Consider the following 26,320-nt stretch of genomic DNA (forward strand, 5'->3'; position numbering starts at 1 on the left):
ATTTAATAAGGAATATGAAAAATTTAAACTTTCGTGATACAGTGCAGAGCAAGAAAGAAGGCTTTTCGCAGGTTTCCTCCACAGACTTTCGCAAAGTCTTGGTGAAAGCCTGTAGGCTGTCTTTAGGGACGTTATCGCAAGTGTTCTTCTTGCGATAGGTAGGACCGTTAGTCTACAGGCCTGAGCCTAGAGTTTGCCAAGGCGAGGACCCAGAAATCGGAGAAAAGCCTTCTTTCTTGCGGCCCCACAGGTATCCCTCCTTTTTCCTGACTTCTAGGACCCCAAGAGTACTTAAAAAAACTGAAATTTAACTAACTCTTTATCGGAAACCAATCCTCAATAATTGAGGTTTACTCATTCCAATAAGGACGATAATCCTATTTAATTATTTTTTCTTTCTTAGACCTACAAAGCTAATAATTACATTTAGAAAACATAAAACTAACAGTCCAGGAAAGCTATGTTCTCCAATATCCCATATAACATCAACAACTAACAGCACGCAAACTATAAGTGTGGCAATAATACTGACGATTTTGTAAATATCCCATCCCGTAATAACCCTTTTCATACTCCATCCCCCAATCATCCTATAAATACTTTTCATTAAACAAATAGTTACTTTATATTCATTTTAACATTCTATTTAAATTATTCAAATACTTAAACTTCTACACTTTAAACCTTATAGTTACCAATAATTTTACCATGTGGTATGGTCCCTACCTCCTTACTATAACTCTTCTTATTTATCCTTGCGGCCAACTATCTTTATTCTCTACATTTATTAACTCTAAAAAGAGTTATCACTTACTTATGATACGGTTCACCATTGTTAATACGATAGCCTCTATAAATTTGTTCTAGGAGCATCACTCTAAATAATTGGTGTGGAAATGTCATTTTTGAAAAACATAGCTTGTAATTTGCCCGTTTTAGAACTGCATCGGATAAACCTAGAGAACCTCCTATAGTAAAAATAAGATGGCTATTTCCTTTGATGCCGCAATCTAACATAAAGTGTGCTAGTTCTTCAGACGATAGCATCCTTCCCTGTAAATCCAGGGCTATCACATAAGCCGAATCACTTATCTTGGCAAGAATTTTTTCACCTTCCCTCTCTTTGATGATAAGTTCCTCCTTCACCGAAGCATTATCAGGTGTTTTCTCATCAGCTAATTCTATAATGTTCAGTTTACAATAACGACTTAAACGTTTGCTATATTCATCTATGGCTTGCACCAGATATTTTTCTTTGAGCTTACCTACACATATTACTTCAATCTTCATACCCTGTTCCTCTTTCATCTTGTTTTATCTTTCTTTTATTGTATCACGAATTTAAGCTTTTATTTTGACCCTCACCTATCTTTTGACCTTTTCTTATTCCTAGACAAACTTTATCCCTTCTTTTACAATAAAGTAAATAACACTCAAAAGGAGATTAACTATGTCATTTAAACCTCTTCATAAACAAGAAACAGCCTCTACCGAAGGCAGAAGCTGTCTTATATTTTATAATTTAGCAGGTAAGGATTTACAAACAGCTAAAAATCTTGCTGGAATGCTTGGCCTTCGTGATATCGTAATTACTACTTCTAAAAATAGTAAGGTTTGTATTCAAGATTTATTGGACACTAAACCTTTACCTGAAGACGGAGAAGGCATCAAAGAGCGTGCTATCTTATTTCATCAAATTCCCGCTACTAAGCTTTCTGCTTTTATGGATCATCTCAAGAAATTCAGGCTATCTGGCATTCTTTATGCCACTATCACTGAAACCTCTATTCATTGGACACTTGATGAGCTTTTAGCCAATCTAGTAGCAGAACGTCAAAGCTTTAAAGAAGGAAAACCTTCTTATCATTAATGTTTGCCACAGCCACAAGGTCCTTCTACCATTGCGTAAAGTGTGCGTACTGGTACACCTGTGGCTCCTTTTGTTAAATACCCTGTATTTGTCTCTACCCAAGAAGTTCCAGCAATATCAAGGTGTAACCAAGGTAAATCCTTTACAAATTCACCAATGAAAAGGCCTGCTGTAATGGTTCCAGCATTTCTTCCCCCTACGTTTTTAAGGTCAGCTACTTCACTTTTAATGAGCTTTTGATAATCTTTATGATTAGGAAGCTCCCAGAAGGTTTCACCTGTTTTTGCTGCTGCACCTTGAAGCCTCTCATAGAAAGCAGAATTATTCGTAACAACAGCTGTAGTTGTGGTACCGAGTGCAACAAGGGCTGCACCTGTTAAAGTGGCTACATCAATCACTTCTGTTACTTTTTCTTTTTCAATAATATAGGTTACTGCATCTGCAAGAGTTAGACGCCCTTCTGCATCTGTATTTAAAATCTCAATGCTTTTTCCTGCCATCGAACCAATAATATCACCTGGCTTATAACTACTTCCTGAAATGGTATTTTCACATGCTGCTACAACTGCAACAATATTTCTTTTTACTTTATTTTTAGCAATAGCACTCATGGCACCTATAACTGCACCTGCTCCACCCATATCACTATGCATGGTTTTCATGGAGTCAGTAGGTTTTAATGAGTAGCCACCTGTATCATAAGTTAAACCTTTACCTACTAATCCTAATATTTCCTGACTATCAGGCTCTCCCATATAACGCATAACAATGAGTCTTGGTTTGTTCTCAGAGCTCATCCCAACGGCTAAAAAGGCTTCCATTCCTAACTCTTTAATTGTCTCTTCTTTCATTACCTCTACTTCGAAGCCGGCTTCTTCCCCAAGCTTTTCTACTTCTTTAGCAAGACTTTCTGGATAGATAATATTAGAAGGTTCATTCACTAAGTTTCTAGCAATGATAACACCTTCTACTATATGAAGGGTTTCTTGTAATTTGATTTGGGCTCTATCCCTTTTTGCTTCTGGCACACCTGTTAGATAAATAGTCATTTCTTCTTGATGTTGATCGGTTGTTTTGTACTTAATAAAGTCATAAAGAGCAAGGCTCATAGCTTCTGTAATAGCTTTTACATTGCCACCTACACAAAGCTTTTCATTTACTAACAGCTGCACACCTAATGTTTTTACTTTAAGAGCCTTTGCCTTTCTAGCTCCTTCTGATAAAGCACGTCTAAAACCTTCTGACGTGAAATCTTCTTTTTTTCCTACACCTATAAAAATTTCATATCTTACTTTTTCCTCTATTGTTGTGGCACAAAAAACTTCTCCTTCTTTACCTAAAAAAGCTTTTTGTTCTTTAAGTACTTCTACTTTATTTATATTACTTACTTCATCCTCATAAACAGGAATCAGTAAAGCCTCTACCTCATGTAAAGTCACATCTTTGATTGTAATCATTTATTCTCTCCTCCTGTATAGTGTAAATAGCTTAACTTCTTTACTATACTCTATTAGTATAAACGCTCTCAATGAAAATAAGTAAAGATAGTTTTAATAAAATTTTCGTAATACATCAACGAAAATTTGCTACTCTTAGTAATAGATATAAAAAAATAGGGCTATCCTTTCACCCTTTTACGTGAAGAAATAGTCCTATATACGTTCCCGACTGGAATCGAACCAGCGGCCTACCGCTTAGGAGGCGGTCGCTCTATCCTACTGAGCTACGGAAACACTGCATCTATTATAGTACATTTTTATTTGTTTTTCGTCAAGTATTTATTAGCAAATGACAGTACCCTGTAACCAACACGTACCCATAAAACGCATACCTATACTTGGCTCGCCGATGAGAATTTTTTTATTAATCATAACCTCAAGAGGCATATCGTTGACGTTTAGGACAAAGAGATACATCTCTTCCTTTGTTTTCATATTTTTACGTATATGAATCTCTTTAATCTCACCTAAAATAGCATAAATAGCATCTTCCAAAGTAGTTGGAACAAAATAACCACTCATAATGGATAAGAAATCCTCTTCTAGCATACGCTCTTTAAGCTGCTCATCCAGTTCTTTTTCTTCTTTCTCAAGAAGTTCCTTAGCCTCTTCATCACCTTCTCTAGCCCTTTGAACCATCACTTTAAACTTCTCACGCTCTTCCTTTTCGATGCTTTCTTCTTCTTCATCTCTCTCTATCGGAAGGACAATAGTCCCTTCTGTAGCTAAGCCAACTACCTTAACTTTGTTAAACTTTTTATTTTCACTATTTGCCTCTGTATAATCAATTACATTTTGCAGCCAAAAAATAAAAGGCATACCTGTTTCTTTTTCTTCACAAATAGCATAATAACTATAATCATCATCTATACATTCTACAGTTAACTCTTCTACCTCAATACAATGGCGTGCTTCTACATAAGGCTCACACTGCTCTACTTCAATCTTTGCATCTTTCTTCTCTGAACGTACAACAATACGAACCATTAAATAAGTGTTCTCACCATATTTCTTATAGTACTCTCCCAATATTTCTTTGCTTTTTGTCTTACTAGCTAATTGTATAGTGGGTTTGTCTAAAATTTCTTTTACCATCTCTTGAAGCTTATCTTCATCTACAATTTTTGAAAAACCTATTGCTGTAATTGGTGCTTCCATACGTCACCCCCCTCTCTCGCATAACTATCCATGCTCAATAAGTATCATTCCTATTATACAAAGTGGCTGTTTAAGTTTCAAGTGCATTTCACCCTTAATTAAATATATCTATTCGCCCTCTTCATTATGCCTGCTGCTCCTCTAATAAAAAATGTGTAAATAAAAACAAGGGATTATTACAATCTTTCTTTCTCATTAGGCATGTTTAAACAGCAAACACACTACCTCTTATATAAAAGAAATGATCGTAGTAATCCCTCTTTATTTCCTAGCATAAACCATTAATGACATCATTAAAGGTATCTGGATGATTTGTAATAACTGCATCTACACCTAAGTCTTTCATTCTATGCATATCTTCTACTTCATCTACTGTCCAAACAGTTAATGTCTTGCCAATACTGTGCACCGTTGCAACAGCTTCTGCATCAATCTTTTCATAGTTACAAGAGATGGCATCCGCATATCTATAAGAGCGAATATCCCATGGCATTTCTTTACAAAGAAGAGCTGTCTGAATGTTAGGGGCTACTTCCTTTACTTTTCTAAGTGTTTCTACATTATAAGAAGAGATAATCACTTTGTCTTCTGCCCCTACTAATTTTACACGGTCAAGTACTTCTTCTTCTAATCCTTCATAATGTCCTGTATTATCTTTAAGCTCTACATAAAGCTTAACATTATACTTTTTAGCAAGCTCTAACGCTGATTTAATACATAAGATTTTTTGTCCTTTAAATTTAGAATCATATTTAATTCCTGCATCAAATTCTAATAATTCCTCTAATGTATAGTCTTTGATATAACCTGTACCTGTTGTTGTACGGTCTAATTTATCATCATGAATAAGAACAAGCATCTTATCCTTTGTCATGTGTACATCTACTTCAATTCCATCACAATAACCTTCTGTTAACGCCTTTGCAAATGCAATGTTTGTATTCTCTGGGTATTTTCCACTAAAACCTCTGTGTGCAATATTAAGTGCTCTTTTCATTGAAACACACTCCTTTTACATTATTATTTCTATTTTACTCTACTGATTATACATGAAAAATTGTACTTATTGTATACAGTATCCTTATATACTTCCTATTATATACTTTATATCTGTTGCACTCAATGATTTTTAGGGAAATTTTTATTTATTTGAAACGAATGGCATCTGATTGTGGGGTAAGCTCCTTAAAAACAAAGCCTTGTTTTTTTAAACCTTCTACAATAGCTGGCAGTGCTTCTACTGTTGAAGTTTTAGCTGCTGCATCATGCATTAAAATAACTGCACTGGCATTCTCAGATTTGCTTGCTACAGATTTCGCTCCATTCAAAACAGAGTCAATAATGACTTGTTTATCTTGTTTGCTTACAGCTGCATCACGTGAATCTACATTCCAATCAAAATAACTTAAGCCTGCTGCTTTAACTGCTGGGATCACTTGCTCCATGATATCTTCTCCACCATATTTCTTACTAATCGTATTATTGGAACCACCTGGGAAACGCATAACTGTTGGTTTTACCCCTGTAGATTCTTCAATAAGCTTACTCAGGTCATTAATATCTGTCATAAAACTATTTACATCTTTATAAATTTCTTGATACTTATGAGTATTAGAGTGAATAGCAATAGTATGCCCCTCATCTACAATTCGTTTATAAATATGTGTTTGCTTTTTATTACCTAGTACAAAGAAAGTGGCTTTAATATTATTTGCCTTAAGAAAGTCAAGGATCTTGGTTGTATTTGGACTAGGACCATCATCAAAAGTTAAGTAGGCTACCTTTTTTTCTTGTTCCTCTGCAATCTCTGGCATCTCAGGGTTTTTATTTTTAAGTTCTTCTAACTCTTTTTTGAGTTCATCTATCTCCTTCTTGAAAGCTTCACGCATTCCTTGAAAGTTTTCAATTTGTGTTTGTAAAACCTGTTGTTCTTCTTTTGCCACTTGAAGTGCCGTCTTTATCTCTTGTAGCTCCACAGTTTTTTTCTGTACCTTTTTAGATACAAAACCTACTGAAAAAGTCAAAAGGCTGGATAGTGTTAAGAGAATAAGTATCAAGCCTATTCTACTCTTTTTTCTTTTAGTTGTTTTAATTTTATATTTCACAGAATTACCTACCTTAGTATATTATATTTTATTATTTCATAGACTCTGGAATCACAATCGGTGCATAAAGCTGCAAAGTATCTTTTATACGCTTTACATCTTTTTCTGTAGTTTCCACCTCTTGCTTAATTTGTTCAAGCTGAGCTTCTAACTCAGATTTTACATTAATTCCATGCTCTACCTGTGTCTTATAACCTTGTAACTTCTGATAAGTGTAAATTAGTCTACAAGTTTGTGTGGCAGTAACAATACCTCCTATGCAAGTTATTCCCACCAAAATCTTTAACAAAATATTTTTTTTACGCTGTACTCCTAAGCTGCTATATCTTCTCATCTGTCTTCCTTTCTTATGTAACTACCGTCATTAAAAATTAGTCTTATCTAAATTATACCTTCTTTTATAATGAAATTAAACAGACTTTTATAATTAAAAACTGGTATTTAATAGTACCCTCTTATTTCCTTCTCTCTTATAAGACTCTTTTTTACTTCATAAAGTTTCTTTTTTTATTAAATTGATGTAAAATCCTCGTCTATCTCTTCCTAATAATTGTATTGAACTCTCTTTTAAAAAGTGTTACAATAAACAAGCAAACAAAATAGGCATGCGTAGTTCAGCTGGATAGAGCGTCTGACTTCGGATCAGAATGTCGTGGGTTCGAATCCTACCGCATGCGTATAAAATAAAACGGCCTCCCTTTATCTTTTAATGGGTTGCCGTTTTATTTTATTTCCATATTTTATTAAAAATATCTAGATACATGGTACCTTTGTTAACGGAACTACTTACATAGCTAGCTGTAAGTACACCTGCACACAAAGCACCTAGTTCTTTAGTTGGTTTTTGAAGAGTAATTTCCTTGTTTGCTTTTGCTTTCTCACAAATATCTTCAAAGAGCTTCTGTAAAGTTAAACCATTATAATAAGCATATTCTTGCTCTTTTATACCATTAAAGAAGTACACAAATTCGGCATCAATTAGCTTCATTTCATTAGCCTCCTCACCGATGCTTAAAAGGAAGTTAATATAGCCATCAAAGAACTTTATATACTGCTTCTCTTCACTAAACCAACTATAAATTTTCCCTAATTTCTCCTCAAAGCTTAAACCTGGTGGAAGTTCCTTTAAACGGAATGCTACTTTAATCGTAAAGATTCTCAGATAGTAATGAAAGATATGATCCTTTGTAGGGAAGTAATTAAAAAAAGTTCCCCTTGAAATTTGAGCCTTTTGACAAATTTCATCTACTGTAATAGCAGAAAAATCTTCATTCTTAAGTAAATTGGTGACTGTCTTTAAAATAGTTGTTCTTGTTTTAACATAATTTATCTTTCTTAATGGAAAGTTTTCTAATGATTGATACATGTTATAACCATCTCCTTTAGTACAAATATTTATTTCTTCTAAAGTATGGTCTAATTAAAATTTATTATTCAATCTTCAACAATTTATTTTTTTTTAAAACTATATCTTTACCTTTTTACATCCTTAAAGATATTTATGAAAAAAATTTCTACTTCTAATTGTTTCTAATTGTTTACTTAACTGCTATAATGTTAATGCTATAATAACTTACATTTTTTTACTCTACTGCTTCGTATATAATGAAAGGATTACCACATGATTAAGAGATTTACTATTGTTTTTTTGTGTTTGATAACATTTTGTTTTCCTATATTGGCTTCTTCTATTCCAAACCTTCATTCTGAAGGTGCTATTTTGATTGAGCCTACAACTAATACTGTCCTTTATTCAAAAAATGGTCGTTCTACCTTTTATCCAGCTAGCACAACCAAAATACTTACAGCACTTCTTTTAATAGAAGATTTAGATTTAGAAGCTCCTATCACTAAAACTATAGCTTCGATTAATAATACACCCATTGACAGTAGCCATATTGGTCTTCAAGTTGGAGATCGCTATACTGCATTAGATGGACTTTATGGCATTTTATTAGGCTCAGACAATTTCATTAGTTATGATATGTCTCTCAAAGCTGCTGGGAGTATGGAAGCCTTTGTTGATAAAATGAATCAAAAAGCAAAGGCATTAGGCGCAACCTCCTCTCACTTTGTAAATCCTCACGGTTATCATTCTCCTATGCATTATACAACCCCATATGATTTATCTCAAATTGCAAGAGGTGCCTTTAGTAATCCACTTTTACTTCAAATTGCTGGCACCCCACTTTATAATTTTGTGGTTCAAAATACTGGTACTACTATCTCCCTTAAGCATACAGCTGCTTTACTAGACACGAGTAGTCCTCTATATAATAATCATGTAATAGGTGTTAAAACAGGTTTTCACGATGCTGCCAAACGTGTTCTTGTAGCTAAAGCACACTTTGATAATATTGACTTAATTGGAGTGGTCATGCATACAGATGCCCCTTATCAATTTGAAGATATGAATACACTTTTTGAATACGGTCAAACTAATTTTAGTCTAGTACAAACTGAAAATTTTAGACCTTACATCGCTAATCATTCCTATTCACCTTGGGCCAAACCTTATATTGAAACTGCACTTTCTAAAGCCTGGATTACTCAAACTACTCGTAACTATACTGATTTTATTACCAAACGTGAGCTTATTCATTTATTAAAAAGTAGTTTGCCAGCTGCTTATCGTCTTATCCTAGATGAATGTATTACTTATAAGGAGGATTCTATTTATGCAGAAAATCTTCCTGCTACACGTCAGCAGTTAGAAGCTACCTTGCTCCATCTTTTTAACACACTTGCTCTTCCACCACGTGAGATTTTTACGCAAAAGAAATCCTGCTTGTCTTCAGCGCCTACACCTAGCCAAGAAGTTTTTCTTTATACCCTTACAGATACTCAGTCTATGGGGAAACCTGAAATGTCTTCTAGTCCAGATGACTATTTAACGTATGAAGAGGCCATTGCCATCGCCACTAAAATTTCTACACTCGTTCAATGCTATGATCAATCTAAATTAGTAGACAATGAGTACCCTTATTCTTTGCCTATCCTTAATTTTTATTAATAGTTTAACTCCAATATAAAAGACTAAAGGAGTGTACCTCATTAGATACACTCCTTTAGTCTTTTATACCTTTAAACATTGTTTTTATCAATTTATCTAACCAGCTTAGGCTACTTCTCTGAGTAATATAATCTTTACTACGGTGATATAATTCATTTACCCCTAAGCTTCCTAATAGAAGTACCCAAATAAAGATAAGTGGATTAAGCTCAAAGGCTTTTAGCCACTTCCCCCTTACCAAAACCTTTAAGGCTGCTAGGCTATTGCATCCCCAACAAGGCTGTCCTAATGCATCTAAAATACAACTTGTTCTAAAATGAGAATACCTGCTTACTCCATACATCATTGCTAGCATTGCTATACTATTTAAACTAATAAATCCCATTTTAAAAATTTGCCACTTTGTTTTCATTATTCCTTTAATGGTACACCATTAGCATCATTCGGCACTTGATCACAAAGGATAAGTATACCATCTACAATCGTCCAAATAATCCCCCCTATTGTAGCTAGCCCACAGGTAAAAGGTATCCCTAACCATACTACTAAAAGTTGTGCAACACCTATTGCCGTATAACCTAAATAAAATCTCCCTACACCAAAACACCCTAAAAAGATCTGAAGTAAACCTGCTACTAATTTAGATTTTTGATTGGATGTTACATGGTCATTATTAGGATAATAATTAGGCATAGGTTCTTGTCTATTCTCCACCATTATAGGTGCTCCACAATTCGAACAAAACTTAGCTTCTTCATTTAGTTCAGCACCACATTTACCACAAAACATATATACCCCTCCATTTACTCATTCTTTGCATATTTCCCTTCTTTTCATAGTATCATACTCACACAACTTACTTCAAGCACAAATCTTTAATAAAACGCACACTCTTAGTAGCTTGTAACATATATTATAAAGAGTATGTAACTGCTATAAATAAGGGAGGACTTTTTATGGGAATAGAACTTTGTAAGGATCTTAATGCATTACATCCTAAAGTGAAAGAACTCGCTCTCCAGCTTCTTGAAGCATGTAAAAAAGCTGGACTTGATATTTTAATTACAGAAACTTATCGTACTATGGAACGCCAAGACTATCTCTATGCTCAAGGTCGTACTCGAGCTGGTAATATTGTAACCAATTCTCCAGGCAAAAACATGAGTTCTTATCACCAATGGCGCTTAGCTTTTGATGTTGTTAATAATTCTAAAACGGCACCTTATGACCCAGCTATTTTAGCTAAGGTTGGAGCCATAGGCCAAAAGCTTGGTCTCGAATGGGGTGGGAGTTGGCAAGGCTTTAAGGATTATCCTCATTTCCAATACACCTTTGGTCTTTCTATAGAAGATCTTCGTACTGGAAAAAGGCCACCTACCTGTGCTTGTAATGAGGGAGACTATGAGATAGCCGTTGATCGTCTCGTAACTAAAGGAATTATATCAACGCCTTCTGCTTGGAAAAACCTTACTCAATCCAACCCTATCTATGTTGAAATGCTCCTTTTTAATATGGGGAAATATATTGATCCTACCATTACCACTTATCAAGAAGGTGTTCAAAGACTCGTCCAAAAACAAATCATTAGTTATCCAGATGCTTGGCTCAATCAAAAAAACTATCCTATTCAAAATGTTAAACGTTTAATTCTCCTTGCTGCCCAAAAGCTTTAAATAATTAACTATTTCTAAACTATTTAAATATAAAAACAAGCATCCTCATTATACACTGAGGATGCTTGTTTTTATCGTGTTACATTCTTTATCCACTTACCTTTCATAACTCGTATAACAGCCGCAACAGCTTTTATAAGCTCTTCTGAGCGCAAGAGCAAATAAACAACTGGTACCGAAAAACCAAATACTTTAAGTCCAATATAACCAAGAGGTATAGCAATCCCCCATAAGAAAAGAACATCTGCTATGAGTACAAACTTTGTATCCCCACCACCTCTTAGGATACCCATCATTAAAATAAACCCTAGGGATTGGAAAACTAGAATAAGTGCTCCTACTGTCATAATTTGCATAGCAATCCCTTTGGTTAGATCAGATACATTATACAGTAACAGGACATAAGGACGAATTCCATACATGATTATACCACCTATTATCCCTAAAATAATAGCAATAATAATGAAGGTGTTTCCATATTCCTTAGCTTTAGTATAGTCTTCCTGTCCAATAGTATTACCAATCATAACAGCTGCTGCATTACCCACACCCATAATGAACACAGATACAAATTGCCATACTACACTATTAATACTATTAGCTGCAACTGTTTCAGTTCCCATTAAAGCCACAATAAAGGAAAGAACAGATGAACCTAACACCCAAACTAGCTCATTTGCAATAACGGGTCCTCCAACCTTCCAAAAGTCTTTTACAAGAAGTTTATCTGTCATTAAAAGACTCTTTGGTTTAAATTTAATCTTCTTTTCGAAGAAAACAATAAAAAATAGAGCAATAATAAATTCTACTAAACGAGCAATTGTCGTTGCAATAGCTGCACCTTGTACACCTAATCGAGGTGCTCCAAAGTTCCCAAAGATAAGAACGTAATTAAGACAAACATTTACAATAAGTGAAGCCCCATAGACTACCAAAGAAATTCTAACTGTTTGTACTGAACGTAGTGCACTAATAATGATATTCGTAATAGCAAAGAAAATATAACTTATAAAAATAACCCTCAAATACTGTGTTCCTTGCTCAATAATAACAGGGTCTTTACTAAAAACAGTCATAAATTGCCCAGGAAATACTACAGCAATCACCATAAAAATAAGAGCTGCCACTATACTAATCTTAGTCACAATGGCAATAATCTTATGAATAGCTCCTATATCCTCTTTACCCCAATACTGTGAAATAAGTACATTGGCACCACTTCCAATCCCAAAACATAAAATCATAAATATAAAGAAAAGTTGATTAGCAAGTGTTACTGCTGAAAGAGCCTGCTCACCTAAACTGCCTACCATAATTGAGTCTGCCATACTTACTGCAAAAGTAATTAGATTTTGTAAAGCAATAGGCACAGCAATAGATACAATCAATTTATAAAAGGTTTTGTCACGTGTTAGCATTTTTAAAATCCCCCTTTTTGTTGATTTTGAAAATCTATTTTTCATTCTATCATATCCTTCTTACCTATTCTAGACTTTTCCTCTTTATTCACATTGATTTCCTTTTCTTTAAATTTCTTATCCTTTATTGTACTATTAACATTTTAAAACAAAAAAGTAGAGCTTTGTCCCTACCGTTTAGGGTTACAAATCTCTACTTTTTAATATTTACTGCTTTCTTATTTTGACTGAGGTAATTCGATCTTTTCTACTCCTCCCATATAAGGGCGAAGCACTTCTGGAATAACAATTGTCCCATCTGCTTGTTGGAAGTTTTCAAGAACAGCTGCTGTTGTACGTCCTACTGCAAGACCACTTCCGTTTAAGGTGTGTACAAAACGTGCTTTATCTTCTTTACTATCTTTAAACTTAATATTTGCACGTCTTGCTTGGAAATCTTCAAAGTTAGAACAACTTGAAATTTCTACATAACGTCCATAACTTGGCATCCATACTTCGATATCATAGGTCATAGCTGAACTAAAGCCTAAATCTCCTGTACACAGGCGTACTACACGGTAAGGAAGCCCTATTGCCTTTAAGATATCTTCTGCATCACTTGTTAATTTCTCAAGCTCTTCATAAGATTCTTCTGGCCTTGCAAATTTAACCATCTCTACCTTATTAAATTGATGTTGACGGATAATACCTCTTGTATCACGTCCTGCTGAACCAGCTTCTGCACGGAAACAAGGTGTATAAGCACAGTGCTTAATAGTAAGATCTTTGCCCTCTAATATTTGGTCACGATACATATTGGTAACAGGTACTTCTGCGGTTGGAATTAAGAAATAATCTGTTCCTACTACTTTGAAAGCATCTTCTTCAAACTTAGGAAGCTGACCTGTTCCTGTCATACTTGCACGATTAACCATTAAAGGAGGAAACACTTCTGTATAGCCATGTTTATCTACATGCATATCTAGCATGAAGTTCATAATCGCACGTTCTAGCCTTGCACCTAAGCCTTTGTAGAATACAAAACGAGAACCTGTTACTTTACCTGCTTTTTCAAAGTCTAATACATCTAAGCTTTCTCCTAAATCCCAATGAGCTTTTATTTCAAAGTCAAATTCTCTAGGCGCTCCTACCTTGCGAAGCTCAAGGTTCTCACTATCATCTGCTCCTACTGGCACGATTGGGTTAGGTAAATTAGGAAGATTCATGACAATAAGAGAAATCTTTTCATCTATTTCTTTGATTTGTGCATCTAATACTTTAACTTCCTCTGAAAGTTTTTTCATCTCAGCAAAGATAGCTGTTACATCTTCTCCTGCTTTTTTCAGTGCAGGTATTTGCTTAGATACAGCATTTTGCTTACTTTTATGAGCTTCTACTTCTTGTAGCAGTTCACGCCTTTTTACATCAAGTGTTGTGAATTCATCTAAGCTATATTTTCCACTTCTTGTAGCAAGCCTCGTCTTAACACCTTCTAAATCATCACGTAATAATTTAATATCTAACATACTCTTCACCTCATCATAAAATAGTTTATTAAAGTTAAATACACCCTATAAGCTTTTAAGCATTAAAAAACGCCCTTTTATCCATAAAGTTATGAATAAAAGGGCGAGTATAAGTCCCGCGGTGCCACCTTTATTTGTTAGCCCTAAAAAATCAGACTAACCTTGCATACTGCTATATAGGGCAGTCCCCTCCTGATTCATCACCAGCGACTCCAAAAGCGGACCATCTTAACATATTTACTAGTTCTCACCATCCACTAGCTCTCTAAAAAACATTATTAAGACTTTTCTTTTATCATCATCGTAAATTTATATCATTTGCTTCTATTATAAAATACCCCTTCACAAAAAGCAAGGAATTAGAATTATTATTTTAATAATGTATATAATGTTCAATTATTGGTGATAATATGCTTGTACCAAGTGTGAGGTACATCGCTAAATCCCCCCTCAACCTAGGTTTCTCCCCCTGAAACCTAGGCTTTTTTATGCGTTTTGTTAATATATTTCTAAACTCATTGAGCCTATTTTAATCCATTATTTGCTATTATATTTTTATACCAATTAAAAGATTTCTTTTTGTATCTTTTCAATGTACCATTACCAGCATTATCTTTGTCTACGTAGATAAAGCCATAGCGTTTTTTCATTTCGCCAGTTGATGCACTTACAAGGTCAATACATCCCCAAGGGGTATATCCTAATAAATCTACACCATCTTCTTCTACCGCTTCAATCATAGCTTTAATATGTGCTTCTAAATAAGCAATTCTGTAATCATCTTCTATAGTGCCATCTTCTTTTAAAGTATCTACTGCACCCAAACCATTTTCTACGATGAAAAGTGGCTTTTGATAACGATCATATAAGGTATTCATTGTAATTCTAAGACCTAGTGGGTCAATTTGCCAGCCCCATTCACTTTCAGGTAAGTGTGGATTTTTGATACCAGCAAAGGCATTTCCTTGTTTTGGTTCACCTACTGTTGGGTCTGCACTTACGACTCTTGATGAGTAATAGCTAAAGGCAATGAAGTCTACTGTGTTTTCTTTTAAAACCTTTTCATCCTCTTCACCCATCTCAAGCTGAATATTGTTTTTTTCTAAGAATTTCTTAGCATAGCATGGATATTCTCCTCTTGATTGAACATCGATGAAGAAGTAATTTTCTCTATCTTTTCCAAGTGCTGCAAAAACATCTTCTGGTTTACAGCTGTATGGATAGTAATCTCCTGCTGCAAGCATACAGCCTACTTTATTTTCTGGGTTGATTTCGTGAGCTAATTTTGTTGCTAACGCAGAAGCCACTAATTCATTGTGAGCTGCTTGGTATTGTACTTGAAGTTTGTTATCTCCTTCTTCGAACATAATTCCTGCACCCATAAATGGTAAGTGCATCAGCATGTTAATCTCATTAAATGTCATCCAGTATTTAACTTTACCATTAAATCTTTCAAAAATAGCTTTGCAGTATCTTACATAGGCATCAATTACTTTACGGCTTCTCCATGAACCATACTCTTCTACAAGTGTTAATGGAAGGTCAAAGTGGCAGATCGTAACCACTGGCTCAATATTGTATTTTAATAACTCATTAATGAAGTCTTCGTAGAATTTAAGGCCTTCTTCGTTTGGCTCTAACTCTTTACCTGTTGGGAAGATACGTGACCATGCAAAAGAGAAACGATAGCATTTAAAGCCCATTTCTGCAAATAAGGCAATATCTTCTTTATAGTTACCATACATATCAATGGCTTCATGAGAAGGGAAGTAAGCATCTTCTGGTAAATCTTTGTAGTGCATTTCACCTTTCATAATTGCTTTTCTATATGTTCCATGAGGGATGACATCTACTGTTCCAAGGCCTTTGCCTCCTGATAAATAGCCACCTTCACATTGGTTTGCAGCTGTTGCGCCGCCCCATAAAAAGTCTTTTCTAAGTCCACTCATTGTTTTTACTCCTTTTTCTAAAAAGGGGATGCTACCAAACAGTTCCCTATTTTGTATCATCCCCCATTTTTATATACTTTATTATTTTACTACTTTAATAACTTCTTCACCCATTTTAACAGCTTTATCAGTGATTGGTAAAACACTGCTATATTCACCGCTGTTAGTTACAATCACTGGTGTAATGACATCATAGCCCTCAGCTTTGATACCTTTTAAGTCAAAATCTACAAGTGGTGAACCGACTTTTACTTTATCTCCTGCTTTAACATGAGCTGTAAAGTATTTACCACCTAATTTAACTGTATCAAGACCTACGTGGATTAATAACTCTGTTCCACGATCATCTACTAAGGCAATAGCATGTTTTGTTTCAAAAATCATAGCTACTGTTCCATTCACTGGTGAAACGACTTTCCCTTCTGTTGGAATAATAGCCATTCCTGGTCCCATAATTTCTTCTGCAAATGTTAAATCATTTACTTCACTTAATGCTACTGCTTCTCCAGTAAGAGGCGCACAAACAATTGACATACCTTCTGCAACTGGTGCTGTTTTCACTTCTTCTTTTTTCTCTTCTACTGTTTCTTCTACTTGATCTTTGTAAAGGATAAAGGCTGCAATAAAAGCTACTGCAATACTAATTGCTGCACCGATACATGCATAGTAGAAGTTAGACATCGAATCTCCACCTATATAAACTGGTAATGTTAATAATCCTGGAGAACCTGTTGCATATCTCGCTACACCAAAAATACCGTAGAATAAACCACCGATAGCTCCACCGATCATAGATGCATAAAGACCCGTTTTGGTTTTTAGGTTAACACCGTACAATGCAGGCTCTGTAATCCCACATAGAGCTGTGATACCTGAAGTACTTGCTAATTGTTTAAATTCTGAGTCTTTAGTTTTTAAAGAAATAGCAACTGCTGCGCTGCCTTGAGCCACATTAGAAACGAGCATTCCTGGTCCTACTAATGTATCATAACCTACTGTCATAATATTATTAATCCCAATTGGGATAATCCCATAGTGTGTTCCTGTCATAACTAAAAGCGGTGATAATGCACCAAGAATGGTTGGTACTAACCAACTTACATGTGTTTCAATGGTACGAATAACAAATGCCACTTTATCACTAATAATATAACCAAGAGGTCCAACAATAACTAATGTTGCAATCCCTACTACCATTGCTGTAATTAATGGTTTTAAGAAGAATTTCACTGCATTTGGGGATACTTTATCAGCAAATGGTTCTACATAAGACATAAGCCATACTGATAAGATAATAGGAATTACACTTGATCCATAACTCGCTAATGGAATATTCATCCCAAATACCGCAATACCTGTCCCTGCTTCTTTAGCAGCACTAATCATACTTGTAAATGTTGGATGAAGGAGCACTCCTCCCATCATCATCGCTAAATAGGGATTACATTTAAACTTCTTAGCTGCAGAGTTTGCAAGTAAGATTGGTAAGAAATAGAAGCCTGCATCTGCCATAAAGTTTAATACTTGATAAGTTTGTGAGTCATTCGTAAGCAGTCCCGTTGTAATAAGGATGGCAAGTACTGCTTTTAGCATACCAGCTGCTGTAATGGCTGGCAAAACGGGTGTGAAGATACCTGAAATTGTATCAATTACCTTATCAAACACCTTACGATTATCTTTTTCTTGTCCACCATCACTACTTTCTAATTTTGTCATACCCATTATTTCTTTAAAAACATGAGATACATTGCTCCCAATAATAACTTGGTATTGGCCGCCATTACTTACAACGCCCATAACACCTTTCGTTTGTTTAAGCTTTGCTGTATCTGCCTTCTTTTCATCTTTTAAGGTAAAACGTAATCTTGTGGCACAATGTACAAGTGACACAATGTTGCCTTCTCCACCTACAAGATGAAGAATTTCTTCTGCTAAAATTTTGTAATTCATAGCTTAATCCTCCTTTTGTTTTTAAAATAGAATAAAAAAATACCTAAATAAGAATCAATTAGCCAAAACTAATTCATTTTTATTTAGGTATAGCCTACTTAAAGTAACAACCCTACTTCATTTTATTATTCGTTTATATAGTTGTAATACGATTAATGTGGATAGTTAAATAAATCATTTCATCCTCAGTAAGATCCCAATCAAATTCTTGTTTAATATAGTCTCTTATCTTTAGAGTACATTCATATTCTTTCTTATACTTAAGCCTTAAAACCTCAATAAATTGAGTATCTTGATCCTCTATTTTGATACCTGTAAAAATACGCTGAGCAAAAAATTTAAGATGTGTGATAAAACGTTCATAGTGAATAGAATATTCATCAAGCTCTAGATTAAAATGGTATTTAATAATACTTAATATTTTTTGAATCATCTTTGTCATATCTGTAGTCTTTTCCATAGATAAGTCATCCATAAGTGCATTGACCAAGTGAAGTGCAATAAAGCCTGCTTCATCTTCTGGTAAATTCACACCTAACCTGCGTGAGATAATATGAAGCGCTTCTTTTCCTACCAAAAACTCGTGATTATAAAGCTTTTTAATTTCCCAGAGTAGTGCATTTTTAAGAATGACACCCTTTTTGTAACGTTCTAAGGCAAAATTAATATGATCTACCAAAGAAATATAGATATTAGGATTCAGCTTTTTGCCTAAAGACGCTTTGGCAAAGCTGATAATTTCATTTGTAGCTTGAATATGTTCAAGCGGTATCTTTTCTAAAAGTTTAATAAGTTGATTAGAGGTTGTCTGATCATTACAGGTGTATACCTTATCTATCAACCGCTCCTCTATTTCATCTCCTGGCTTCTTTTTAAAACCAATACCACATCCCATCGCCAATACTTCATTGTTTTTATCATCAAAAGACTTTATGAGATTATTGTTAATTACTTTAACAACTTTCATGGCGTCCTGTCCTCTCTTGCAGTGTTATATCATCAAAAAAGGCTACACCACCTCTCTTAGTGAATTACAGTAATATAACTTATTCACTCTAAAAGGGTATAGCCTGCATTACCAGTCACAATCCCACTATTTATTTCTACCTATATGGTACAGCATGTCCCTAAAAAAGTCAACATCTTCATCCATTTTTGTATATAATTTACATTATTTTTCACACTACTTCCTCTTATACAAGTTTCTCTCTACCTACTAGTTGTTTATCTTTTCCTAGTAAAACTATTTTCTATTTTATGCTCTAAACTCAACTTATAAATAGAGTATTTATATGCAAAATATATAATTTAATATTTTGTTTTTTTTATCTAAGCCATAAATTAAACTAAAACATCTTGCTTTTTTCTTATATTTTCATTTTATTTTAGAGACTACTCTATCCTTCTATAAGTTTCATCTTGTTAAATTGTTGACAACTTTTTTGAGGTATGTTAGTATCAACCCATAAAGGCAAGCGACATTCTTTTAACAGACATGTTGTAACTTAACCTTTATTGTTAAAAAAATAACATTCTTCAAGATTTTACTTGAAAATACAAAATTTTTATTTTTCTCTTATATTAAAGTGATTATTTTAAGGAGGGTATTAAAATGTCTGAAAACAAAAAAGCTAAAGCAGTAGAACCTGAAGTAGATGCAGTAGTAATGGTTGATGAGCTTGTAAAAAAAGCTTCTGTCGCTTTAGATGCATTTATGAGCTATAATCAAGAACAAATCGATGAAATTACAAAAGCAATGGCTCTTGCTGGTCTTTCTAATCAAATGAAACTTGCTAAAATGGCTGTTGAAGAAACAGGTCGTGGAATCTTTGAAGATAAAGTAACTAAAAATATTTTTGCAACTGAATATATCTACCACAGTATCAAACATGAAAAAACTGTAGGTATCATTGAAGATAACGAAGATGAAGGTTACATTGAAATCGCTGAACCAGTTGGTATTGTAGCGGGTGTTACACCAACTACTAACCCTACTTCTACAACAATGTTCAAAGCAATTATTGCTATTAAAACACGTAATCCTATTATTTTTGGTTTCCACCCAGCAGCTCAAAACTGTTCTCGTGAAGCAGCTATTATCGTAAGAGATGCAGCGATTAAAGCAGGTGCTCCTGAAAACTGTATTCAATGGATTGACCATCCTTCAATCGATGCAACAAATGCTCTTATGAATCACAAAGATGTAGCAATGGTACTTGCAACAGGTGGTTCTGCCATGGTTACAGCAGCTTACTCTACTGGTAAACCAGCTCTTGGTGTAGGTCCTGGTAACGTACCTGCTTTCATTGAAAAAACTGCTAATCTTGAGCAATCACTTACAGACCTTATCCTTTCTAAATCTTTTGATAATGGTATGATCTGTGCCTCTGAACAAGCAGCTATCATTGAAGCACCTATTTATGACCAAGCAGTTGCCTTCATGAAAAAACAAGGTTGCTATTTTGCAACAAAAGAAGAAATAAAAAAACTTGAACCAGTTGTTATTGATCCTATTCGTCAAATGGCTGGTCCAGCAATTGTAGGTAAATACCCTCATGAAATCGCTGCTCTTGCAGGTATCACTATTCCAAAAGAAACGAAAGTAATCTGTTGTGAAATTGATGGTGTAGGTGAAGCTTACCCACTTTCAAGAGAAAAACTATCTCCTGTTCTTGCCGTTGTAAAAGCGAAAGACGTAGAAGATGGTATTCAAAAGGCTGAAACAATGGTTGAATTAGGTGGTCTTGGTCATACAGCAGTTATCCATACAACAGATAATGACCTTATTGATGAATATGGTAAAAGACTGAAAGCTTGCCGTATCATTGTTAACTCTCCATCAGCATTTGGTGGTATTGGTGACGTTTATAACTCACTTATGCCTTCACTGACACTTGGCTGCGGTTCTTATGGACGTAACTCAACTTCTTCAAACGTTACAGCATCAAACTTAATTAATACGAAAAGGGTGGCTAAAAGACGCGTGAATATGCAGTGGTTTAAAATTCCAGAAAAAATCTATTTTGAAGCAGGCTCTGTTCAATACTTAGCTAAAATGCCAGAAATCTCTCGTGCAATGATTATCGCTGACCCTATGATGGTAAAACTTGGCTATGTTGACCGTGTAACCTATCAACTCAATAAAAATTTAAATAAAGTAGCTATTGAAATCTTTAGTGAGGTTGAACCCGATCCAGACCTTGTAACAGTTAGAAAAGGGACTGCTGCTATGAATTCCTTCAAACCAGACGTTATCATCGCTCTTGGTGGTGGTTCTGCAATGGATGCTGCTAAAGCCATGTGGTTATTCTATGAAAACCCAGAAGCTGACTTCGTAGGTATGGCTCAAAAATTCATGGATATTAGAAAACGTGTTTACAAATTCCCTAAACTTGGTAAAAAAGCAAAAATGGTTGCTATTCCAACAACATCAGGTACAGGTTCAGAAGTAACTTCTTTCGCTGTAATTTCTGATAAATCTAAAAACATGAAATACCCACTTGCTGACTACGAATTAACACCAGATGTAGCTATTATTGACCCAGAATTCGTTATGTCTGTACCAGCTGGTCCAACTGCTGATACGGGTCTTGATGTATTAACACATGCTATTGAAGCTTATGTATCTGTACTTGCTTCTGACTACACAGATGCGCTTGCAATGAAAGCTATTGAACTTGTATTTAAATATTTACCACGTTCTTATAAAAATGGTGCAAAAGACCCTGAAGCACGTGAAAAAATGCACAATGCATCTTGTATCGCAGGTATGGCATTCACAAATGCTTTCTTAGGTATTAACCACTCACTTGCTCACAAACTTGGTGGTGAATTCCACATTGCCCACGGTCGTGCAAATGCCATCTTATTACCACATGTTATTGCTTACAATGGAGAAGCTAATCCTTCTAAATTCATGGCATTCCCTAAATATGGCAAGTTTATTGCACCTGAGCGTTATCAAGAAATCTCTAAAATGTTAGGTCTTCCAGCTTCTACTCCTGAAGAAGGTGTAGCATCTCTTGTAAAAGCTGTTAAAGACTTAATGAAAGAACTTAACATTCCATTTACTATCAAAGAAATGGGTATTGACGAAAAAACATTCCTTTCAAAAGTAAACGACCTTGCTTACAAAGCTTTTGAAGATCAATGTACAACAGCTAACCCAAGACTTCCAAAAGTAGCTGAACTCGAAGATCTTTACAAAAAAGCTTACTACGGAAAATAAGCTTTAAAACATGACATTTATGCCCCTCAATTAACTATATAAAGCGCATGATTAATGAGTTTTCCTACTCTTAATCATGCGCTATTCTATTATCTTTTATTTATCTCTTGCTTACTTCATTTATTACTCAAAAAATCAAAGATAGTTTTCTATTTTACATTGCTCGTGAAGGGTTTTTCCTAGTAATGTGATTGCCTGCTTAGGGCAGTTACTAATGCAGCGATAGCACATCGTACATCTGCCTTTCTGCTCTGCTTTTTGATTAAGGATTGCTAAGTTTTTCATTGGACATAACTGCACGCAGCTTCCACAACCTATACATTTTTGAATATCAATCTTTAATTTATTAGAATAGTTTTTGGTTTTATTATAAAACCAAAGCCTTTGCCCAAAAAGCCCTGCCATATGATAAAAAAATCCGATTCCCTCTTTTGTCGGTTGACCCTTTTTAAGGGTATTAACAGATTTTTCTATTTTTAGCTGTGCCTGTTTTACTATGGCTTTGTTTTGCTGTATCGTTTTCTTTAATTGCTTTTCATCCCCTATACAATCAGGCATTTTTAGATGTAGTCCACCAATAATTTCAGCTCCACACCGGGTAAGTAGCCTTGCACTATAGCCACTTCCATCCCCACTAAATAGCCCCATCGTTGCAATAATAAATACCTTTTTCCCTTGAAATGCTGATTGATTCTGCAAAATAAAATCTCTCATTATTTTGGGTAAGTTGCTGAAATAAATAGGATACCCCAGTATAATCCAATCATTTTTCTGTATTTCAGTTAGGACATTTGCATCTTCAATAGAAATACATCTTGATTCTGTGTCCATTGCCTCTGCAAAGTATTGAACGCAATGCCTTGTATTGCCAGTTCCGCTAAAATAGACTCCCAACATATCTTTGCTCCCCTTCTTTAAATATCATTATTCATCTATTACTCGTATTTCTTTTGCTCCCTCATCCTCCTACGAGAGGTATCTTCTCTCATTCACTTAACTATTCTAATATAAAATCTTTCTATATTAGATATTATTTATATGCTTTATAAAGAACAATATCTCCTACTTCTACACTTGCTATATCTGTCCCTATCCAGTCCCTAAAACTATAAATCAACGTCATTTTATCTTTCTCAAGACTCGATGCTTCACTCGAATTTAATAGGATTTCTTTTCCATCTTTTAATATCACTTTAAGCTTAGGAGTTATATCCCCAGCATTTTGGTTCTCTTCCTGCCTATCTAGTACTAGAGCCATAGATCCTTTTCCAATTTGAATTTCTCTTACATTAATCTCTTTTTCCGTTCCATAAGGGATGATTTGATTAACTGTGAGAGTCTTCACTTCACCTTTGTTTTCTACTTCAAATTCCCATGGACCTTGCCAGTTCTCTACTACCTCTCTCGTTGTTAACTGGAATTGATAAGCCTTTAGCTCTTCTGGAGAAGCAATATCATAAACCCAATAAGCTGTATTTTTTATAGTCTCATTTTCTGAAGTATGACTACTTCCAACTTGATAACTAGACTCTATCATCTCTCCTGTCTTATCATATAGTCTCATATCATATGTCTTCTTTCCTTCTCCTGCCATAAGAATATGTAATTTATCTTGTATAAAACCTATATTGTCTATCGTAAAACGATTATCTCCTTCTATTAATTGGAGTCCTAATCCTGCCTCATCTAGTAACATTTGCGGCTGCCCTTCTAGTTCTTTTTTTCTTTCAAGGTATAACTCTTCATTGCTGTCCTTGAGCCTCTCGAGATGTTTCTTTTCATGATCTTCTAATACATGTGGTATAAGTTTTAATGCCTCTCCTTTATGAGCCATAAGATAATCTGTTAAATTAACTGCTATAGGGTAAGTTTTTTCCTCTTCTCCCTCTATTCCTTCAATAGATACAATAATGTCCCCTAAAACAGATTCTCCATATCTTCCCTTATAAGTAAAGTATACCTTGCTATCTGTATTTTCCTTAGTATAGCACATCCCATAGGATGCACTACTTGTTCCTGACATCATACTTTGTGCTGTGTTTAAATAGGTACTTAACCCTTCCATGTCCAATGTATTATCTTCTTGAATAAATGCTTTTAAACCTTCATCAAACTCCGCCATTACCTTTATGTATTCTGTATAAGGCGCACCCTTTGGAATGGCTTCAAGGCGTTTCTGCTTTTCTATATCCTCTTTAGAATTTATTTCTATACTCCTTAACCTTAAATTCTCACTTGCTATAAAAGGGAATCCGTCTAGCTTTTCTACGCTAATAAGGAGCTGCATGGTATGTTTATCTGCTAATACCCGTTCAAGTGTCATCTTCAAGTCATCTTGCACCACACTCCTATAAACAGGCTCACCATATGTTCGTATAAAATGCATCTGGTTTTCCTGACCATCTAACATTATACTTTGTCCTGTAGCTTGTACAGACGTAGTCACTACCGCTTTCTCTTCTGCAACTGCTTGGGCTTGTATCACAGGACAACCTAACATGCTTGCTACTAGTAAAAGTACTAATTCTTTTCTTACCTTCCCTAATCTCATCTTGTCATCTCCTTACAAAATTTTATTTATTATTCCTTACTCACAATACAGCTTCACCTCATCTTATTTTACTTAAGGACAAAACCTATCTTTTCAAAATACCCCAATAAATCTTTGTACTCATTCATTAAATTAGTATATAAATCTACTGCCTCTTTCGTATTCACTTTAACCTTTTCTTCAATAGCGTCATAATTCTTAATAACCAAATGGCAGATATCCTTATCGATCTCATGATGAGCTACCATACTTAATAAGATGGATATAACCTTATCTTTTGAAAATTCATCCTTATAGCTCCTTTTTCCTATCAACGCACTTAATACATCTGCAATTGCTACTATTCTTGCTTCCTGTGATATTTGATTACCCTTTAAGCCAAACGGATATCCTGTACCGTTGAGCTTCTCATGATGCAATGTAGCCATATCTCGTATATCATCTATTCCCATATCGCTTAAAATATTATATCCGACTATAGCATGGCTTTTTATGATTTCAAATTCTTCCTTAGTAAGCCTTCCCTTCTTCTCTAATATATGAATTGGAATGGATAATTTTCCTATATCATGAAGCATAGATGCTATCTTAATAATTGTTGATTTATCATCATCTAATCCCATCATTTTAGATATTTGAAAACTTATCTCTTCTACAGTTATAGTATGTAACATAGTGGCTTCACTTCTAAAGTCTATAGCACAATTTAACATTCTTATATAGGAAATAATTTCACTTCTTGATAATGTTTTCTTTTCTAAAATCTCATACAGTTCATTTAAATAAGTATCATCTTTTATTTTTTCTAATAAATGATAGGTATCACATGTCTTTTTAAATAACACCTTATGCTCTTCAAGTATATAATCATCATTTTTATTTAATAGCCACATCGGATCTATTTTATTAAAATGCAATTGTAAAATGGCAATAGTATCCGCTAAATTTAATATAAGTGCTTCTTTAGGAATCTTCATTTTTGCTGAGCCACTAAAATCTTTAGGATATAAATGATGTCCTAACACTATATCTGCTAAATCTGATAAAGGTGAGAAATACTTTATAAATAAATAACCGTATACTGAATGATTCATGGGGATGTCTAATTCAATGTCAATAATATGCTCCCTTTCTTCTATCTTATAGACTCCTATATCATGAAACACAGCTAATGTAGTTAGTCTTAATATTTCTTCATTACTATAACCACCATGGCATTTTAATAGCATATACATTATATAGGCAACCTTTTCTCCATGGCCTGCTAATCTGTCATCCATAGAATCTAATGTTCTCTGTATGACCCTCACAATATCTTTTAAAGTAATTTTTTTCACACAAACACTACTCCCATCATCAACCTTTGTTTTTCCTATCTTGTCTTATTGTTTGACATTATTT

At 34.5% G+C, this 26,320-nt stretch carries 22 protein-coding genes, 2 tRNA genes and 1 other annotated feature; of the genes, 5 read left to right on the forward strand and 19 right to left on the reverse strand.

Annotated features, from left to right (window positions below):
* Positions 1 to 385: 385 nt before the first annotated feature.
* Positions 386 to 571, reverse strand: a complete 186-nt coding sequence (locus CS063_RS08270; protein WP_099449234.1) for a hypothetical protein — start codon at positions 569 to 571, stop codon at positions 386 to 388.
* A gap of 239 nt (positions 572 to 810) precedes the next feature.
* Positions 811 to 1,290 (reverse strand): 23S rRNA (pseudouridine(1915)-N(3))-methyltransferase RlmH, encoded by a 480-nt coding sequence (rlmH, locus tag CS063_RS08275; protein ID WP_099449235.1) that lies wholly within the window; start codon positions 1,288 to 1,290, stop codon positions 811 to 813.
* 160 nt (positions 1,291 to 1,450) lie between these two features.
* Between rlmH and CS063_RS08280 the strand changes: the two genes are divergently transcribed.
* Positions 1,451 to 1,870, forward strand: a complete 420-nt coding sequence (locus CS063_RS08280) for a DUF3783 domain-containing protein (protein ID WP_099449236.1) — start codon at positions 1,451 to 1,453, stop codon at positions 1,868 to 1,870.
* On the opposite strand, the gene CS063_RS08285 is transcribed toward CS063_RS08280, so the two are convergent.
* The 6 genes from CS063_RS08285 to CS063_RS08310 all read right to left on the reverse strand — a co-directional run bounded on the left by CS063_RS08285 (position 1,867) and on the right by CS063_RS08310 (position 6,966).
* Complete coding sequence (locus tag CS063_RS08285) at positions 1,867 to 3,327, reverse strand: leucyl aminopeptidase (RefSeq protein ID WP_099449237.1); 1,461 nt, start codon at positions 3,325 to 3,327, stop codon at positions 1,867 to 1,869. The two genes, CS063_RS08280 and CS063_RS08285, sit on opposite strands and share 4 nt — an antisense overlap.
* A gap of 202 nt (positions 3,328 to 3,529) precedes the next feature.
* Positions 3,530 to 3,603 (reverse strand) — tRNA-Arg (locus CS063_RS08290).
* Positions 3,604 to 3,651: 48 nt separating this feature from the next.
* Positions 3,652 to 4,527, reverse strand: a complete 876-nt coding sequence (locus CS063_RS08295) for a DUF3881 family protein (RefSeq protein WP_099449238.1) — start codon at positions 4,525 to 4,527, stop codon at positions 3,652 to 3,654.
* Between the two features lie 268 nt (positions 4,528 to 4,795).
* Positions 4,796 to 5,524, reverse strand: a complete 729-nt coding sequence (locus CS063_RS08300; RefSeq protein WP_099449239.1) for a glycerophosphodiester phosphodiesterase — start codon at positions 5,522 to 5,524, stop codon at positions 4,796 to 4,798.
* 148 nt (positions 5,525 to 5,672) lie between these two features.
* A complete protein-coding gene (locus tag CS063_RS08305; protein WP_099449240.1) occupies positions 5,673 to 6,632 on the reverse strand; it encodes a polysaccharide deacetylase family protein in 960 nt (319 codons plus the stop codon).
* Between the two features lie 31 nt (positions 6,633 to 6,663).
* Positions 6,664 to 6,966 (reverse strand): hypothetical protein, encoded by a 303-nt coding sequence (locus tag CS063_RS08310; RefSeq protein ID WP_099449241.1) that lies wholly within the window; start codon positions 6,964 to 6,966, stop codon positions 6,664 to 6,666.
* Positions 6,967 to 7,235: 269 nt separating this feature from the next.
* On the opposite strand from CS063_RS08310, the gene CS063_RS08315 reads away from it, so the two are divergent.
* Positions 7,236 to 7,309: transfer RNA gene (locus CS063_RS08315), tRNA-Arg, on the forward strand.
* 50 nt (positions 7,310 to 7,359) lie between these two features.
* Here CS063_RS08315 and CS063_RS08320 read toward each other — a convergent pair.
* Positions 7,360 to 7,998, reverse strand: a complete 639-nt coding sequence (locus tag CS063_RS08320; RefSeq protein WP_099449242.1) for a TetR/AcrR family transcriptional regulator — start codon at positions 7,996 to 7,998, stop codon at positions 7,360 to 7,362.
* 255 nt (positions 7,999 to 8,253) lie between these two features.
* Here CS063_RS08320 and CS063_RS08325 point away from each other — a divergent pair, with 255 nt between their 5' ends.
* Positions 8,254 to 9,645, forward strand: a complete 1,392-nt coding sequence (locus CS063_RS08325) for a D-alanyl-D-alanine carboxypeptidase family protein (protein WP_099449243.1) — start codon at positions 8,254 to 8,256, stop codon at positions 9,643 to 9,645.
* A gap of 55 nt (positions 9,646 to 9,700) precedes the next feature.
* Here the strand turns inward: CS063_RS08325 and CS063_RS08330 are convergent, their stop codons facing one another.
* Together CS063_RS08330 and CS063_RS08335 are read right to left on the reverse strand one after the other, a co-directional pair.
* The gene (locus tag CS063_RS08330) at positions 9,701 to 10,057 is read right to left on the reverse strand and encodes a DUF2752 domain-containing protein (protein ID WP_099449244.1); all 357 of its coding nucleotides are present in this window, start codon (positions 10,055 to 10,057) and stop codon (positions 9,701 to 9,703) included.
* On the reverse strand, positions 10,057 to 10,434 hold the full coding sequence (locus CS063_RS08335) for a TM2 domain-containing protein (RefSeq protein ID WP_099449245.1): 378 nt from the start codon (positions 10,432 to 10,434) through the stop codon (positions 10,057 to 10,059). Before CS063_RS08335 ends, CS063_RS08330 begins: the two co-directional genes overlap by 1 nt.
* Positions 10,435 to 10,601: 167 nt before the next feature.
* Here CS063_RS08335 and CS063_RS08340 point away from each other — a divergent pair, with 167 nt between their 5' ends.
* A complete protein-coding gene (locus CS063_RS08340) occupies positions 10,602 to 11,318 on the forward strand; it encodes a M15 family metallopeptidase (RefSeq protein ID WP_099449246.1) in 717 nt (238 codons plus the stop codon).
* Positions 11,319 to 11,389: 71 nt separating this feature from the next.
* Here CS063_RS08340 and CS063_RS08345 read toward each other — a convergent pair whose 3' ends face one another.
* From CS063_RS08345 to licT, 5 genes are all read right to left on the reverse strand, one after another.
* Entirely contained in the window at positions 11,390 to 12,781 is a 1,392-nt protein-coding gene (locus CS063_RS08345; protein WP_308415467.1) for an MATE family efflux transporter, read from the reverse strand.
* 173 nt (positions 12,782 to 12,954) lie between these two features.
* Positions 12,955 to 14,241 (reverse strand): serine--tRNA ligase, encoded by a 1,287-nt coding sequence (gene serS, locus CS063_RS08350; RefSeq protein ID WP_099449248.1) that lies wholly within the window; start codon positions 14,239 to 14,241, stop codon positions 12,955 to 12,957.
* 96 nt (positions 14,242 to 14,337) lie between these two features.
* Positions 14,338 to 14,552, reverse strand: a binding site (T-box leader).
* Between the two features lie 213 nt (positions 14,553 to 14,765).
* Complete coding sequence (locus CS063_RS08355; protein ID WP_099449249.1) at positions 14,766 to 16,190, reverse strand: 6-phospho-beta-glucosidase; 1,425 nt, start codon at positions 16,188 to 16,190, stop codon at positions 14,766 to 14,768.
* Between the two features lie 81 nt (positions 16,191 to 16,271).
* Positions 16,272 to 18,140 carry a beta-glucoside-specific PTS transporter subunit IIABC gene (locus CS063_RS08360; RefSeq protein ID WP_099449250.1) on the reverse strand — a complete coding sequence of 623 codons (1,869 nt, stop codon included), beginning with the start codon at positions 18,138 to 18,140 and terminating at the stop codon, positions 16,272 to 16,274.
* 133 nt (positions 18,141 to 18,273) lie between these two features.
* On the reverse strand, positions 18,274 to 19,107 hold the full coding sequence (gene licT / locus CS063_RS08365; protein WP_099449251.1) for a BglG family transcription antiterminator LicT: 834 nt from the start codon (positions 19,105 to 19,107) through the stop codon (positions 18,274 to 18,276).
* A gap of 645 nt (positions 19,108 to 19,752) precedes the next feature.
* Between licT and adhE the strand changes: the two genes are divergently transcribed.
* Entirely contained in the window at positions 19,753 to 22,368 is a 2,616-nt protein-coding gene (gene adhE, locus CS063_RS08370; protein WP_099449252.1) for a bifunctional acetaldehyde-CoA/alcohol dehydrogenase, read from the forward strand.
* 135 nt (positions 22,369 to 22,503) lie between these two features.
* Here adhE and CS063_RS08375 read toward each other — a convergent pair whose 3' ends face one another.
* The 3 genes from CS063_RS08375 to CS063_RS08385 all read right to left on the reverse strand — a co-directional run bounded on the left by CS063_RS08375 (position 22,504) and on the right by CS063_RS08385 (position 26,256).
* A complete protein-coding gene (locus tag CS063_RS08375) occupies positions 22,504 to 23,265 on the reverse strand; it encodes an EFR1 family ferrodoxin (protein WP_099449253.1) in 762 nt (253 codons plus the stop codon).
* A gap of 133 nt (positions 23,266 to 23,398) precedes the next feature.
* A complete protein-coding gene (locus CS063_RS08380) occupies positions 23,399 to 24,919 on the reverse strand; it encodes a DUF4179 domain-containing protein (protein WP_099449254.1) in 1,521 nt (506 codons plus the stop codon).
* A gap of 68 nt (positions 24,920 to 24,987) precedes the next feature.
* The gene (locus CS063_RS08385; RefSeq protein WP_099449255.1) at positions 24,988 to 26,256 is read right to left on the reverse strand and encodes an HD-GYP domain-containing protein; all 1,269 of its coding nucleotides are present in this window, start codon (positions 26,254 to 26,256) and stop codon (positions 24,988 to 24,990) included.
* Positions 26,257 to 26,320: the final 64 nt, after the last annotated feature.

The organism is Sporanaerobium hydrogeniformans, from assembly GCF_002735925.1.
Taxonomy (GTDB): domain Bacteria; phylum Bacillota; class Clostridia; order Lachnospirales; family Cellulosilyticaceae; genus Sporanaerobium; species Sporanaerobium hydrogeniformans.

Excerpts from the sequence above, each read along its gene's own strand:
- CS063_RS08270 (WP_099449234.1), bottom strand. The coding sequence starts at position 571 with ATGAAAAGGGTTATTACGGGATGGGATATTTACAAAATCGTCAGTATT.
- rlmH (WP_099449235.1), bottom strand. The coding sequence starts at position 1,290 with ATGAAGATTGAAGTAATATGTGTAGGTAAGCTCAAAGAAAAATATCTG.
- CS063_RS08280 (WP_099449236.1), top strand. The coding sequence starts at position 1,451 with ATGTCATTTAAACCTCTTCATAAACAAGAAACAGCCTCTACCGAAGGC.
- CS063_RS08285 (WP_099449237.1), bottom strand. The coding sequence starts at position 3,327 with ATGATTACAATCAAAGATGTGACTTTACATGAGGTAGAGGCTTTACTG.
- CS063_RS08295 (WP_099449238.1), bottom strand. The coding sequence starts at position 4,527 with ATGGAAGCACCAATTACAGCAATAGGTTTTTCAAAAATTGTAGATGAA.
- CS063_RS08300 (WP_099449239.1), bottom strand. The coding sequence starts at position 5,524 with ATGAAAAGAGCACTTAATATTGCACACAGAGGTTTTAGTGGAAAATAC.
- CS063_RS08310 (WP_099449241.1), bottom strand. The coding sequence starts at position 6,966 with ATGAGAAGATATAGCAGCTTAGGAGTACAGCGTAAAAAAAATATTTTG.
- CS063_RS08320 (WP_099449242.1), bottom strand. The coding sequence starts at position 7,998 with ATGTATCAATCATTAGAAAACTTTCCATTAAGAAAGATAAATTATGTT.
- CS063_RS08325 (WP_099449243.1), top strand. The coding sequence starts at position 8,254 with ATGATTAAGAGATTTACTATTGTTTTTTTGTGTTTGATAACATTTTGT.
- CS063_RS08330 (WP_099449244.1), bottom strand. The coding sequence starts at position 10,057 with ATGAAAACAAAGTGGCAAATTTTTAAAATGGGATTTATTAGTTTAAAT.
- CS063_RS08335 (WP_099449245.1), bottom strand. The coding sequence starts at position 10,434 with ATGTTTTGTGGTAAATGTGGTGCTGAACTAAATGAAGAAGCTAAGTTT.
- CS063_RS08340 (WP_099449246.1), top strand. The coding sequence starts at position 10,602 with ATGGGAATAGAACTTTGTAAGGATCTTAATGCATTACATCCTAAAGTG.
- CS063_RS08345 (WP_308415467.1), bottom strand. The coding sequence starts at position 12,781 with ATGAAAAATAGATTTTCAAAATCAACAAAAAGGGGGATTTTAAAAATG.
- serS (WP_099449248.1), bottom strand. The coding sequence starts at position 14,241 with ATGTTAGATATTAAATTATTACGTGATGATTTAGAAGGTGTTAAGACG.
- CS063_RS08355 (WP_099449249.1), bottom strand. The coding sequence starts at position 16,190 with ATGAGTGGACTTAGAAAAGACTTTTTATGGGGCGGCGCAACAGCTGCA.
- CS063_RS08360 (WP_099449250.1), bottom strand. The coding sequence starts at position 18,140 with ATGAATTACAAAATTTTAGCAGAAGAAATTCTTCATCTTGTAGGTGGA.
- licT (WP_099449251.1), bottom strand. The coding sequence starts at position 19,107 with ATGAAAGTTGTTAAAGTAATTAACAATAATCTCATAAAGTCTTTTGAT.
- adhE (WP_099449252.1), top strand. The coding sequence starts at position 19,753 with ATGTCTGAAAACAAAAAAGCTAAAGCAGTAGAACCTGAAGTAGATGCA.
- CS063_RS08375 (WP_099449253.1), bottom strand. The coding sequence starts at position 23,265 with ATGTTGGGAGTCTATTTTAGCGGAACTGGCAATACAAGGCATTGCGTT.
- CS063_RS08380 (WP_099449254.1), bottom strand. The coding sequence starts at position 24,919 with ATGAGATTAGGGAAGGTAAGAAAAGAATTAGTACTTTTACTAGTAGCA.